12 protein-coding genes are annotated in these 14594 nt (G+C 44.6%); 4 read left to right on the top strand and 8 right to left on the bottom strand.

Translation table 11 applies throughout. The features are described 5' to 3' along the window. Positions 1–61: 61 nt before the first annotated feature. From AAGC78_RS04365 to AAGC78_RS04390, 6 genes are all read right to left on the bottom strand, one after another. On the bottom strand, positions 62–646 hold the full coding sequence (locus AAGC78_RS04365) for a DUF4114 domain-containing protein (protein ID WP_435782814.1): 585 nt from the start codon (positions 644–646) through the stop codon (positions 62–64). 224 nt (positions 647–870) lie between these two features. After that, positions 871–2769 carry a family 2A encapsulin nanocompartment cargo protein cysteine desulfurase gene (locus tag AAGC78_RS04370; RefSeq protein WP_435782815.1) on the bottom strand — a complete coding sequence of 633 codons (1899 nt, stop codon included), beginning with the start codon at positions 2767–2769 and terminating at the stop codon, positions 871–873. A gap of 126 nt (positions 2770–2895) precedes the next feature. Beyond that, on the bottom strand, positions 2896–3828 hold the full coding sequence (locus AAGC78_RS04375) for a family 2A encapsulin nanocompartment shell protein (protein ID WP_435782816.1): 933 nt from the start codon (positions 3826–3828) through the stop codon (positions 2896–2898). Between the two features lie 166 nt (positions 3829–3994). Next, positions 3995–4264, bottom strand: coding sequence for a helix-turn-helix domain-containing protein (locus tag AAGC78_RS04380; protein ID WP_435782817.1), 270 nt, complete (start codon positions 4262–4264; stop codon positions 3995–3997). Continuing rightward, positions 4261–5229 (bottom strand): serine O-acetyltransferase EpsC, encoded by a 969-nt coding sequence (gene epsC, locus AAGC78_RS04385; protein WP_435782818.1) that lies wholly within the window; start codon positions 5227–5229, stop codon positions 4261–4263. Before epsC ends, AAGC78_RS04380 begins: the two co-directional genes overlap by 4 nt. Before the next feature lie 74 nt (positions 5230–5303). Continuing rightward, positions 5304–5795, bottom strand: coding sequence for a rhodanese-like domain-containing protein (locus AAGC78_RS04390; RefSeq protein WP_435782819.1), 492 nt, complete (start codon positions 5793–5795; stop codon positions 5304–5306). Between the two features lie 265 nt (positions 5796–6060). Here AAGC78_RS04390 and AAGC78_RS04395 point away from each other — a divergent pair, with 265 nt between their 5' ends. Next, entirely contained in the window at positions 6061–6855 is a 795-nt protein-coding gene (locus AAGC78_RS04395; protein ID WP_435782820.1) for a hypothetical protein, read from the top strand. A 29-nt stretch (positions 6856–6884) separates the two neighbouring features. Beyond that, positions 6885–7676 (top strand): class II glutamine amidotransferase, encoded by a 792-nt coding sequence (locus AAGC78_RS04400; RefSeq protein WP_435782894.1) that lies wholly within the window; start codon positions 6885–6887, stop codon positions 7674–7676. A gap of 113 nt (positions 7677–7789) precedes the next feature. On the opposite strand, the gene AAGC78_RS04405 is transcribed toward AAGC78_RS04400, so the two are convergent. Continuing rightward, positions 7790–8536, bottom strand: a complete 747-nt coding sequence (locus AAGC78_RS04405; RefSeq protein WP_435782821.1) for a cytochrome b/b6 domain-containing protein — start codon at positions 8534–8536, stop codon at positions 7790–7792. A 134-nt stretch (positions 8537–8670) separates the two neighbouring features. Then, on the bottom strand, positions 8671–9186 hold the full coding sequence (locus AAGC78_RS04410) for a c-type cytochrome (protein WP_435782822.1): 516 nt from the start codon (positions 9184–9186) through the stop codon (positions 8671–8673). 574 nt (positions 9187–9760) lie between these two features. Between AAGC78_RS04410 and AAGC78_RS04415 the strand changes: the two genes are divergently transcribed. Both AAGC78_RS04415 and AAGC78_RS04420 read left to right on the top strand, forming a co-directional pair. Continuing rightward, positions 9761–11239 carry an MBL fold metallo-hydrolase gene (locus tag AAGC78_RS04415; protein ID WP_435782823.1) on the top strand — a complete coding sequence of 493 codons (1479 nt, stop codon included), beginning with the start codon at positions 9761–9763 and terminating at the stop codon, positions 11237–11239. A gap of 315 nt (positions 11240–11554) precedes the next feature. After that, on the top strand, positions 11555–14491 hold the full coding sequence (locus tag AAGC78_RS04420) for a TonB-dependent receptor (RefSeq protein WP_435782824.1): 2937 nt from the start codon (positions 11555–11557) through the stop codon (positions 14489–14491). Positions 14492–14594 lie beyond the last annotated feature (103 nt).

Genomic DNA, 14594 nt, shown 5'->3' on the forward strand with positions numbered 1-14594 from the left:
TCAAATGCTTATTTGAAGCATAAAAAAACCGCGCTCAGCGCGGTTTTTTTATTCAAGCTTGTTAGGCAGCACGCTTACGAGCAAAGCCTAATGCGGCCACACCCAGACCAAATAGTGCAAGACTAAACGGCTCAGGTACTGTTGTATTTTTTACATTAGTGAATACGAATTGGTGATCGTTGTAGTCGATGTCACCTAAATTTGGCAAATCCTCAAAGCCAATATAGGTTCCAGCTGGAATGTCACCATCTCCACCCCAAGCTGTGGCATAAGTGTGGTTTAAACCATCAGAGTTACTGGTAGCAAGGGAATACCAAGAGCCTGAAGTAGTTAACACTTGCAACTCAAATACTAATTCAGCACCTGCAGTTACATTACCGAAAACATAAGAATCGCCATAAGACGAAGAGTGATTTTGCAAACCATAACCACCAACCTGAACTCCATCAGCCCACAAGCCAATTCTACTGGTATAACCAGCGCTGGTTGCAAAAAAATACGCGGTAATCTCGCCATCTGCTTCAGCAACAAATGAGTTGGCTGGGGCTGGCGTACCAATATCAGGATACGGAATTGTGGCAGCTTGAGCAGACATAGTGAGTGAAGCACATAAAGCAATTGCGGTCAGACTTACTTGTTTTAACATATCTATTCTCCATGAATCAAAAGGGCATTAGCTAAAAGTTCAAACTCATACGAACAAAAGATAATTTGCAATAGCCATGCCACATCAAATAAATGATTAAAATCAGAGAGATATTTGTAGACTTTTTTGAGAAGGAGGGGAAAAGCGTCAAATACTTCGACATCACCAAATTGAAAAAATAAACCAGCAGAAAGGTCTGCTGGTCTAAATATGTTTTAAAAAAATTAGCGCTTAGCTCGACTTAATCTTTCAACGACAGAAATCATCAAATCAATCTCTTCGCAGGTATTATAAAACGCAAAACTCGGGCGAACAGTTGTTTCCAAGCCAAAACGACGCAAGATTGGCTGTGCACAATGGTGCCCCGAGCGCACAGCAATACCTTCGCGATTCAACTCAGACCCAACTTCTTCTGTTTTATAACCAGCGAGTACAAAAGACAGCACACTTGCCTTGTTCGCAGCAGTACCTACTAAACGCACACCAGGGATTGGCTGCAAACGTTGAGTTCCGTACACCAATAAATCATGTTCGTAACGCGCAATGCGATCCATTCCAATCCGCTCGACATAATCGATTGCTGCACCCAAGCCAACAGCGTCGGCAATATTTCCAGTGCCCGCTTCAAAACGATTAGGTGCATCCTGAAAAATAATACGATCAAAGGTCACATCAGCAATCATGTTGCCACCGCCTTGCCAGGGTGACATTTTTTTCAAATGCTCTGCTTTGCCGTAAACAACACCGATACCGGTTGGCCCAAATACTTTGTGACCGGAGAACACAAAAAAATCTGCATCCAATGTCTGTACGTTAACACGCATATGCGACACAGACTGCGCTCCATCAACAACCACTGGAACACCGTTAGCATGGGCGATATCAATTATTTCTTTGATAGGTGTGACAGTGCCCAAGGCATTGGATACTTGGGTAACGGAAACCAACTTGGTACGACCGTTAATTAACTTGCTGAACTCTTCTAATAAAATTTGTCCGGTATCATCTACAGGAATAACACGCAGCTTTGCACCAACACGTTGTGCAAGCATATGCCATGGAACAATATTCGCGTGATGCTCCAATTGCGACACGATGATTTCATCGCCCTCGCCCACTTGCTGCTGCCCAAAGGTATTTGCTAATAAGTTAATACCTTCAGTTGCACCGCGCACAAAAATAATTTCATCGGAGGATTTAGCACCGAGAAATTTTGCAACTTTATTGCGCGCACCTTCATAAGCATCAGTTGCACGCGCGGCTAACTCATGCGCAGCACGATGAATATTGGAGTTTTCATGCTCGTAAAAATAACTGACACGATCAATAACACTTTGCGGCTTTTGTGTAGTCGCAGCATTATCGAACCACGCCAATGGCTTGCCATTTACGCGCTCCGATAAAATCGGAAAATCACGGCGAATCGCATGCACATCAAAGCCGGAATGTTCCGCAGCAAACTGTCCTGATTTTGCGGTGTTGCCAAATACCGGTTGCGCACCGGAATCAAGAAAATAAAAACGCGAATCAGGTGCGGGAGTTGCAGCTGGCGCAGGTGAATTAAACTTGCTAAAGCTGAATTCAGCCGCGAGTAATTGTTGAATGTCCGGCTCACCGGGTAGGTGCGCAGCATTAGGCGAGACTCTGTCCGAGCCCGTTTGCGGCTTGTGGTAATCGCCGGCGTTGGATTCCAATCCATGAGGCACCTGCAAATCCGGAATCGCTTGTGATTTTGCTGGAGCGTTAGTCACAAAACGATTGTCTGCCAACAGATCACGCAAATCATTTTCGTCCGGCAAACCAAATGCATGCGGTGAAACCTGATTTACCAACTGATCAACCTGCAAATTTGCCATAGGATAATTGCTGGCATTATCAGCAAAATAATAGGTCGGCGCAGGAACTGCAGCGATATGCTGCTCTGTCGTTGGTGAAGTGAAAGATGGAGTTTCGCTGGTGCGTCCGAGTTGCGGGCGCTGCTGGCCATTAGCAAAACCTGCCGCCGGAATACTGGGCTGCAAACCAGACACAATCGGCAAGGCTGCTGTGGGCAGCGACTGAAATATTTCGTTGGCCATAGCGGCAAGAGATTGGAGGTCAGGCAAACCTGGATGCTCGGACATATCAGCACTCTTTTAAATGTTCGCTAACCCGCTGCACAGTTTTTTCCGGCAGCGAGTTGTTATCGATGTCAAACCAGTTTTCGCCAGGGCAATTAACCCCGGCGTTATTGTGTGTAAGTATCCAGACTATTTATAGGTATCTGGATAGTCGTGATACTTACCTACTTCAACATCTTCCAATACTGCAACGGCATCTTCCGTAAGAATCGCCAACGAGCAGTAAAGTGAAATCAAATAAGAGGCGATAGCATTGCGGCCAATGCCCATGAAACGCACAGATAAACCAGGGCTCTGCTGACCAGCCAAACCAGGTTGATAAAGACCCACTACGCCTTGGCGTTTTTCACCAACACGAATCAATAAAATTTTGGTTTTACCATCTTCATCAATCGGCAATTTATCCGATGGAATTAATGGTACGCCGCGCCAGGTAATAAATTGTGAACCGAACAAACTCACTGTAGGCGGTGGCACACCACGGCGGGTACATTCACGGCCGAAAGCAGCAATTGCTAATGGATGCGCGAGGAAAAAACCCGGCTCTTTCCATACTCTCACCAACAGCTCATCCAAATCATCCGGTGTAGGTGCACCAGTCAATGTCGAAATACGTTGGGTTTCATCAACATTTGCCAACAAACCGTATTCAGGGTTGTTGATCAACTCGCTCTCTTGACGCTCTTTGATAGTTTCAATGGTCAAGCGCAATTGTTCTTTGATTTGATCATGGGGGCTGTTGTACAAATCAGACACGCGCGTATGCACATCCACCACGCTGGTTACCGCATTCAAAAAATACTCACGCGGTTTATCTTCGTAATCAACAAATGTTGGTTTGATTTCCGACTCATCGCGCTGTGAGCAAGTCACAGTGACTTGACGTGGATTCTTAACGCGGTTCAAACGGAAGATACCTGCCTCAACCGGAACCCATTGCAGGAAATGAACTAACCACCGGGGAGAAATTGTCGATAATTGCGGTGTAGTCTTGGTGGCATTGGCAAGCTGCCGCGCAGCATTATCACCAAGCGCTAATTGAACTTCATTTTCGGTGGACATCCCGAGGCTCCTTTAAATTCGTGTAGGCAGGATAAAAAAAGAAATTAGTAGAAGAAAAATCTATATAAGAAAAAACACTAAGCTAAGATCGCATCGTTCTAAGATGCGCTCAACCGGCTATAGCCGTCAAAAAATAAAAGGATAAGATTGCAGCGAAAACTGTTGGCTAACCAACAGTTTGCAGCAGGGATTTTTCTTCACTTGCGTCAGCTAACTTTTCTTGCCGTTCACTGCGGGCAATTAATTCTGATGCGGAAAGGTTTAATGCATTGGCAATTTTATTAATGGTTGCGAGCGAAGGTACTGCAACGCCACGCTCAACTTCACCCAAGTAGGTTCGGTTAAGGCTGGCGCGGTCGGCAAGCACCTCTTGGGAATAACGACGTTCGTCACGCAATTGCTTAACTACACGTCCAAAATAAATAGCAATGCTCATACGTTCGCCTCTTGCGGTACTAAATTACGGGAACTAGCTTGGGTAATACTGCTGCCAGCGGGAACGCTGCGGGTAAGCCACACGTTACCGCCGATGGTAGAACCTTTTCCGATAGTGATACGTCCGAGTACCGTAGCTCCCGCGTAAATCACTACATCATCTTCAACAATCGGATGCCGTGGCAGGCCTTTTTGCAAACCACCGTTTTCATCAGTAGGAAATGTTTTTGCCCCGAGGGTTACAGCTTGGTAAACGCGCACGCGCTCGCCAATCACAGCCGTCTCACCAATCACTACACCAGTACCGTGATCGATAAAAAAGCCACTGCCGATTTCGGCCCCAGGATGTATATCGATACCCGTTAGCGAATGAGCCAGCTCCGCAACAATACGAGCGAGCAACAAAACACCCAACTGATAAAGCGTATGGGCCAGACGATGGTGAATAATGGCAAGCACACCCGGGTAACACAGCAGGACCTCATCGACACTGCGTGCCGCAGGGTCGCCTTGGTAAGCAGCTTGAATATCAACATCCAGAATGCGGCGCAAATTTGGCAGAGCAGCGGCAAACAAGCGCACGATATTGGTAGCTTGTAGCTTTAATTCAGCCTCGTTGATGGGATTACCTTGCTGGCGGGCAACATAGAACAGTTCCAAATGCACCTGTTGGAGCAATTGGTTTAATGCAGCATCGAGCGTGTGCCCGACATAATAATCTTCACTTTCCTCACGCAGCTCCTGCGGACCTAAACGCATGGGGAAAAGTGCACCGCAAAGATCGCGGATAACTTGTTGCAGTACATCGCGCGACGGTAATTCACGCAATCCCGGTTCACGGGTACGCCCACGCTGGTTACGCCAATCGTTGCGGGCATTGCGCAGCTCCTGCACAATTTTATCCAGCTCCCAATTAGCAGCGTTGGTGGAATTAAAATCCGGGCTTTTGTTAATGATGACGGTCATCGTTATTCTCGTTCAAATCCATGTTTAAAAATCAACAGCTGATATGGAGGGATTGCTCCGCCCTACCCAACCCACTAGTCCTGGACCCAGGGCAAGCCACGTTGACGCCAGCCACCGCTAGCACCGCGCTGCTGCTTCTCATCCAGATCCCCTTCAAAACCTTCACGGACATTGAATACATTTTTAAATCCAGCTGCCGTCGCTGCCGCCGCCGCTGCTGCCGAGCGCTTGCCGCTGCGGCACAGCAATAGGATCACCGCATCTTTAGGTAACTTATTTTCCAGTTCACGTAAGAAACGGGGATTCTTGATCAATGCTGGGCCGACCTGCCATGCAACATGCAAGGTGTTAGGAACATGACCAACGAACTTACGTTCTTCCGCTGCACGGACATCGACTAAATGTGCATGACCACCAATAAATAGCTTCCAGGCCTCATCAGGAGGAACCTTGCCTGCGTAAGCCAATCCTTCAGCTTCACCTTCATTTCTTGCTGCAATCAATATTGCCGGCAACTCCACATCTGCCACTGGAGCAGCAGCGCTATTCAATTGAATAACCGTCATAAAATTTCCTCTATCCCATTAAGTGTTTACTTTTCAACACTCGCTTGTAATGGCACGGATATCGTGTTCAACGGTGCAAATATAATGACGGGCATAGACAATGGGAAAGAATATATCTGTATATCCTTATAATCATGCGACACAGAACCTGACTGTTCTAATACCCGTTATAAGCTGAGAATATTTAATTATTTTCCTAACGGCGATTGCCTCTCTAAGATGTCCAGCCATAGCCACTTATTTTTACGAGACGCAAGGCCACGAAATGCCACTCACCGAATTAATGAACTACTTTAATGACCAACTGCAGACGCAAGCGCGCACTAAATCATTGCCCAAAACCGGATTTTTCAAGGCCGATAATAGTTATTGGAGTCGTTTTGGCAGTTTAATTTTGGGAAGTAAATTCGAACCTATCCACACCTTCGCCGACGATACGGTGATTGGATACAACAGTGATTTACTGGTGCGCTCCGCGGCTGGCAACTCGCTCGATATCGACAGCATTTTTAATTCGCTCGATAGCAACGACCAAATCATTCATTTGGATCGCTTGGTGCGAACCCTGCACTCGCTAAATTATTTGCAACAATTTGATGGGCGAAAGGATTTATTATCGCTTCAAGTACAACCGCGCCACATCATTAGCGTCGTGAGTGATCACGGAAAAACCTTTGAAAAAATATTGAGTGATTGCGGCCTGGGACCAGAGCGAGTGCTATTGCATACCCGCCTGCTAGACGCAGCCACACTGCCACATTTCCAACAGGCGCTAGCGAGTTATCGCCAGCGTGGTTACAAGATTGGCATCCATCTTGGCAATGCACGTGAACTGGAATTGTTAATTAATCTTGGATTAACGCCTGATGTTATTTTTGCAGACCACCCGGCCCTAACCCAATTGCTAGTAGAGAAACCTTTGCCGGCAGAATTTGATCCCAGCTTGCGGATTCTGATTGCGAAAAATCCTGGCATAGACGCCGTTACCAGTAGCACACTTGACGGCTATTTATTTAACACTGAAGATACATTTACATTGCCCCAATCGGCATTTTCTTAACGCTAGATGAGTGAGTGATTGACGCTGCCATGTGCCAGTTATTAGGAATGAGTTGCAAAAAACCGACAAGCATTGGCTTTTCATTTGAAGGCTTTCGTGCGCGCGGCGGCTTGACTGACGAACACAAAGACGGCTGGGGTATCGCTTTTTTTAACGAAACCAGCGTCGATGTCTACGTCGATCATGAACCAGCAGCCGAATCCAAATTGGCAGAACAGGTTCACCGCGCCGATATCAAATCAAAAACCATTCTTGCTCATATTCGCAAAGCAACTGTTGGCGAAGTAAAGCTGAGCAATTGCCATCCGTTTAAACGCAACCTGTGGAATAGCGAGTGGGTGTTTTGCCACAATGGTGATTTGAAAAATTTCGCACCTCCACTAGACGGTCAATTTCAACCACAAGGCGAAACTGACAGCGAACTGGCATTTTGCTATTTATTGCAACAGCTTGAGAGTGAACTGCCGAACGGCGCAACCAATGCTGCGGATTTGTTTAACGTACTGGATAGACTCAGCCGCACAATTGCAACCCACGGTACGTTCAATATCATCCTGTCGAATGGTGAGTGGCTGTACACCTACTGCTCCACTAGCTTGGCTTATGTAGAGCGTAAATATCCATTCACTACAGTCACGCTGATTGATAAAGATTTATCATTGGATTTGAGTCAGTACACCACTCAGGAAGACAAAGTCATCCTGATTGCGACCAAACCCCTGACCTCAAATGAAAATTGGCAGATTTATGCTGAACATGAATCTCGCCTGTTCAAAGATGGCGAACTTTTACTTGAACGCAATCAATTGCAAGCAGCTTGATTTAATTGAAAGCTGCTTGATCCATTAGAACTCAGATTAAACGATCAGCAATAAAAATGGGGATTTACGACCTGATCATAAATCCCCATTTTTATTGCCTTAAATAAGCCTTATTAATAACCCAAATCAAGGCTAGCCTCTGGTGCGGCCACGATAATCCAGGCCAGCACGGCAGAAATAATCACAATCAATACCAGCGCCAACCAAATACGTGATGAATCAATGGTTTTAGCTTCGTGCAAACCATGCACCGGTTTTTTTCCGGTAACCATCGCTTTGATCAAGTTTTCGCGCTTCACAAATACATAAAATAATACAGCGCCCACATGAAACACTACCGCACCCACAATCCAATAAAACAATTCTTTGTGCACTGCAGTGAGTTTCAAACTCAATTCATGAGATACATAACCGTAGAGCGGACCAATATTGAATATCTCATCGTTGGCGAACAGACCGGTAACCGCCTGCAATAGCAGCACTAACAACAAAGTTAATACCATTAGCGCACCAAGCGGGTTGTGCCCCGGATAAGACTTCGCCTTACCCTTGGTGAGATGAAGCGCGTAGCGAATACTTTCTATCGGATGTCGGACAAAGTTAGCAAAACGCGCATGATGGGTACCAACAATGCCCCACAAAATTCTAAACACCAACAGGATGACAACAAAATAACCAGCCCATAGATGATAAGTAAAATAACTTACTCCCAACCAGTTAGTCACATAGGCAGCAATAAACGAGACAACCAACAGCCAATGGAAAACCCGCGTCGGCAAATCCCAAATTTTAAGATGGGTATCAACAGGACTATCAATAGCCGTTGTACTTTCAACTGCATCCACAATTTGTTCGGTCATAATTGGATTTTGCCAAATTCTATCAATGAGTTTGAATGAAAAACGATTCACCCTGCATGCAAATCGCTCTTGGTGCGCTAAAACAACAAGAGCGATTATCAGGTTAACTATCCCTAGCTAACCCGCCTTAACAATTACTTTTCCTTATAACCGTCATGGCAACCTTTGCAACCTTCAGCAACTGCTTTTGCTGCCTTTTTAAAAGCATCAGATGCGGTCGATTCTTTAGCAGCAATTTGTGCAAGCGCAGCCGCATTTACCTGAAAGTCTTTAATTTGCTTATCAAAGTCTGCTTTTTTTGTCCAAACTTCCGGTTTGGATTTAGTGTGCGGTGCACCCAAATTTGATCCCTCTGGAAAAGTGCCGTCCAACAACAAACTTAAAAATGCCACACGTTCAGCACGCTTAACAATATCCGCTTGGTTGTATGCAGCCTTACCTTGCAGAACCTCACCAATTGGCTTGAAGTTATTGGCAATTAACACAAATGCAGCTTTGCGAACTGCAATAGCTTGTTTGGCTGCTGCAGGATCAGCCGCAGCTGTTTGGGCCTTGGCATCATCGGCAGCAAACGATCCTGCACTTACCGACACCAACAGAGCAGCACCCAAAAGTTTTAATGCGAGAGCTATTTTCGATACACGAGTCATTAACCATTTTCTCCTATTCATATTTAAAGGCTAACCGGCAAAACCATTATTGATTTTTAATTCACAACAGGTTTAGTTGAAGGACGATCCTGGATCTTCGCAACTACAGCGTTAAACCTGCTAAAAATCTTTTAGCAAATTGGCTACAGCAAGGACTATGCCGGAAAACTCCGACGCAATTCTTTCTATCTAAACGTACAAAACATCAAGAATTCATAACTTAACTGGATAATTTGCATACATCCTGATGGGTTTTCAGCAGAAACCAAATGAATTCCGGACTGCATCGATGTATCGATAAAAACAAGCTGCTGAATAACAATCAGTGCAATTTTGCGAATTGTTTATTAATAGACAGCAACTGCACACAGACGGATGTCTATTAATAAACAGGGAAGGTTTTCACTTAGTGTGATGCATGCAAGGCGATTCAATTAAAACAACAGTAGCTGCGAGCATTTCAACAAAATCAGTTGAGCATAAAGCAGCAGGGTTCCATCTATTGCTTTTTCCAATATTGGTATACCGCTTGCTGTGTCGACAGCGGAAACATCATTTATTAAGGAAACGAGCAATGAAAAATATTAAACAGTTTTATAGCGTCGGCCTGCTGACACTAACCAGCATTACGCTTCCATCGGCACTGGCTGCCGACAACAATGCACTTGAAAAAGCATATAAAGCACTAGGTGCAGACAAGCTCTCTTCATTGGAAATCAACGGTTCAGGTAGCTGGTACCAATTCGGTCAATCACCTGCCCCCGGCACTGCATGGCCGGCATTCAATGTGAGCAGCTACACAGCCTCAATTAATTTCGATACCGCTTCAGCCAGAGTTTTGCAAACGCGCAAGCAAGTGATAGAAGCTAATCGTGCCCGTCCGGTTCCAGTTGAACAAAAGCCTGATCAATATGTAAATGGCGATATCGCCTGGAACATTGCAGTGCCGCAAGGTGCTCCAGCGGGTACCGCAGCTACTGCACAGGCACAAGCTGCTGCGGTTGAAGAACGTCAAGCAGAAATCTGGACAACACCCCAAGGATTTTTAAAAGCAGCGCAAAAAAATAATGCTGTGGTCAGCCAGGAAGGCGCCAGCACACGTGTGGAATTTACGCGCAAGAAAAACAAATACGTCGGACGGATTAACAAAGCAGGTCAAGTTGAGCGCGTACAAACATGGATTGATAATCCGGTACTGGGCGATACCCCAATCCAAATTACTTACAGCAACTACAAGGATTTCAACGGTATTAACTTCCCATCCCAGATCGTAAAAACTCAAGGTGGCGCACCGGTACTTGATCTTAAAGTTGCATCGGTAAAAGCGAATGTTGCGGCAGATTTCCCTGTGCCTGAAGCGGTAAAGAGCAATCCGAAACCAGCTATTGCCGTGACCAGCACAGAGTTAGCCCCCGGCGTTTTTTACCTGCAAGGCGGAACCCATCACAGCCTTGCGATTGCGCAGAAAGATCACGTAGTTGTCGTTGAAGCTCCGCAAAACGAAGAGCGTTCTCTGGCAGTGATTGCAAAAGTAAACGAGCTAATTCCAGGTAAAAAGATTACTCACCTAATCAACAGCCATCAGCATTTTGACCACTCTGGCGGTTTGCGCACCTATGCCGATGCGGGAGCAATCATCGTTACTCACGAGTTAAACAAACCATTTTATGAAACTGCATGGAAACAACCGCGCTCGATCAATGCCGACAAATTATCCGTATCTAAAAAAGCGGCTAAATACCAAACCTTTACCGACAAACTGGTATTGGATGATGGCCAGCGCAAAATTGAAATACACCAAATTAAAGATAACGGTCACAACGACGCGTTTGCATTAGTCTATTTACCCAAAGAAAAAATCCTTATTGAAGCAGATGCTTTTACTCCACCACCACCCAATGCCCCGGCACAAACCTCAGTTAACCCATTTGCCGCCAACCTTTATGAGAATATTAAACGTTTAAAACTAGACGTAGTGCATATCGCTCCGCTGCATGGTCGTCTGGCAAAACTAGAAGAGTTAAATTCATTCATTACTGTTGCGCAAAATTAATTGGCAATATATTAAAAGTAAAAATTTAAAATCGAAAAGGCACAACTGAATATTCAGTTGTGCCTTTTTTATCAACGCCATTTTATTAACCAAAGTGCATTGTTTAAAACATAATCTGTTTGCATAACATCAAATCAACAACATCAAATTAAACACATCACCAATGCAATAAATAAATTAACGATAAAAATTTTAAAATTAAAATTAATTTATATAAAAATCATAATCTTATAAAAATAAATGGCCATCGAATTATTTGGTATACCGCTTGCTATTACAGCTCGTCGATATAATTTAATAGTTCTGGAGAACGAGATGATTGATAGTTTCAACACACACACATACAAATCAAAAAAATCTGTTAAAAACAAATTTCGCACAAAACCTTTATCAGCACTATTAACCAGTATTATTTTATTTGGTGCAAACGTTGCTTATGCGCAAGAAAATGAAAAACAAGAACCGCTCTCGGAAGAGACAGACGTTAATGAACTTTTAGAAGAAGAACCGACTAGCGCCGGAGGAAAAATAAGCACCGACGTGCAAGAATTGGTAACTATTGGTGTAAGAGAAATTGTTGAAAGAAAATTAGCCAATGTTCATGAGCAGCCGTTTTCACAATCCATTATTTCCGGAGCAACGCTTGATCGCGAACTAGGTCTTGATTATGAATCAATGTCCAAACGATTAGCGAATGTTACCTTTAACCAAAGTAATACACGCGGGGCGTCACTTTCAATTCGTGGTGTAGGTAAGCGCGCGTTCGCTGAAGTTCAAGATCCGAGTGTATTGGTTATACAAGATGGCGTTAGCTTTGGTCTAACTGCGCTGGGCAATTTCGATTTTTACGATATAGAAACTGTTGAAGCATTTCGCGGCCCACAGGGAACCCTTGGAGGAAAAGGCGGAAGCTCTGGCGCAGTATATGTCACCACTAAGCGCCCTACTTTTGAACCCAGCGCAGAACTGAGTATCGCTTATGGCGAACGCGATTCGCTTATCCTTAAAGGTGCCTACGGGGGCCCGGTGATTGATGATCTTTTAGCATGGCGCGGCGCATTTGTAGTTGATAAACAACGCGGTGCTTATGAGCAGCGTTACGATGAAAACTACAGCTTGTACAACCGCAATCGCGTAAGTGGTCGCGTACAATTTTTATTAACACCGACTCCCAAATTGAATGCACTGTTAAGCGTTGACTTGGAACCACGCGGAGCCCAATTACAAAATGGACTTACCTTTTATAAGGATCAACCAGAGCGTTACGAAAACGGCCGTCTCACAGACCCTAGCGGCCTAAATGCAAAAGCAAGACTTGCAGGATTTATTCAAGAAACAGTAACCAGAGATCCACTTACCAACGAAATTACCAAAATCACCGAGACTCCCATCGGTCCTCGCTCTTGGTTTGTGGGGCGAGACTTCGGAAAAAATAATGTTTATAGCTATCAGGATTATATTGCCAACGAAGCAGATGAAACCGTTTATTTCAATGAAAATCAGGGACAAACGGTTTCCAATAAAGGAGCGTCACTCAATCTTGACTATGCACTGGATCACCATAAATTAAACTCTATTACCGCATGGCGCGCCTACACATTCGATGCCCACAATGATGAAGGTACACCTTTTGATGTAAGTGTTGATGGCGGTGGCGGTGTTTTTTACAAACAATACAGCCAAGAGTTTTCAATTGAATCTGAAAAAAATGGAAGCTTTGATTACATAGCCGGTTTATTTTTCTTTCAAACTGAAAACAGAATCAGTTCAAAAACCGGATGGGGTTCTGATGCAGGCGCCTGGTTTGCCACTACCGCCCAATACAATACATTGGAACGTAATGCCGGTGTAAACCGTGGCGCCGGTCGCGCGCTGCTGCAAGATTCATTAGACAATGCGCGTCGCGAAGGCAATACGTTTGTAGAAACAGAGAGCAATGCGATTTACGGAAATGCAAACTGGCATTGGCATGAATCGGCAACACTTACAGCAGGCTTGCGCGTAGGCTCTGAAGATCGAACGACAGCCGATGAGCTTTTAGTACTGAGTAATGGAGCCGGGAGCTTATTAAATCCATCCTCTGTACGTGGTGTTGCACTGGGTGGCTTTGATGTTATAGGTACAGCAATCACCATTCCTGTCGAATTGCGCGGACAACTCGGTAGTATCACTCAAAAACGCGACCAGTTTGGTAACGCAATTGCATCAACAACTGTATACAGCGATAGCAATAGCCTTGCGCAAAAACAATTAGCAGATCAGGTTGCTAATAAATACTACGGCACAACTATTACCGGCGTTCCGGGAGAGGCCTATGCCAGCTTAACTGCAGCACAAAAGGCACAAGTCTCTGCCGCAAAAACATTGCGTGCGAGTCAAATCGGCCAATTGGTTCCTTATGTGGAAAGTAATTATGACGATACGCTTTACACCACTTTCTTAAGCCAGTCTTATGAATTCAATGAAAATGTGCGGGGTTATGCCACTTGGCAATACGGCGAAAAATCCGGTACTGCATTTAATATCAACGGTGAACCTACTGGTGTAAAACCAGAAAAAACCAATGCATATGAACTGGGGATAAAAACATTTTTGTTTGATAATGAGCTGACCCTGAATGCCAACTTATTTTTGATGGATATTGAGGATTATCAACAAGCCATTCGTACAGTTGATGATTGGACTACTCAAGACAATATCAACAACGGTGTCGTCCCTTCTCTGGCCTATGTCACCTCACAGGGTAATGTGGACGGTGTGCGCGTTGAGGGTGTCGAGTTTGATGGTATCTACACTGGTTTTGAAAATTTCAGTATACGTTTTAGTGGTGCTTATAATGATGCCTATTACACCGACTTCAAAAATTCACCAAAACCTGCAGAACTAAATTATCTAGCTGATCCTTTTGTCGATCAAACCGGAAAAAATTTACCTGGCGCAGCAAAATGGACAGTTAATTTCGGAGTTGAATATCGCGTACCGGTTCTCAGCGCTGCTGAATTCCATACCAGTTTCAATACGGCCTATACCAGTGATTATTTAAACCTGGATGACTTATCCGAATACAGCTATACCCCGGGTTATAGCCGCACCGATGCATCAATTGGTTTAAGCTCGCAAGACGGTAATCTGGATGTGAGTTTGATTGTTAAAAATGCCTTTGATGATAGAACCCATGAAGAAGGTTGGAATAGCTATGCACCTTGGCCGTATCCACGCTGGATTGGTGTTGTTTTCACCGGAAAGTTTTAATGCAACCTGTTAGCTAAAGAGAAAATAATCCACCTAATGTAGTAAACCGGATTCTCAGGAGAGAATATTGCAACGATTGAACCTCCAAGTTGATTTGATGCAA

This window comes from Cellvibrio sp. (genome assembly GCF_039207905.1).
Classification (GTDB): Bacteria; Pseudomonadota; Gammaproteobacteria; order Pseudomonadales; family Cellvibrionaceae; genus Cellvibrio.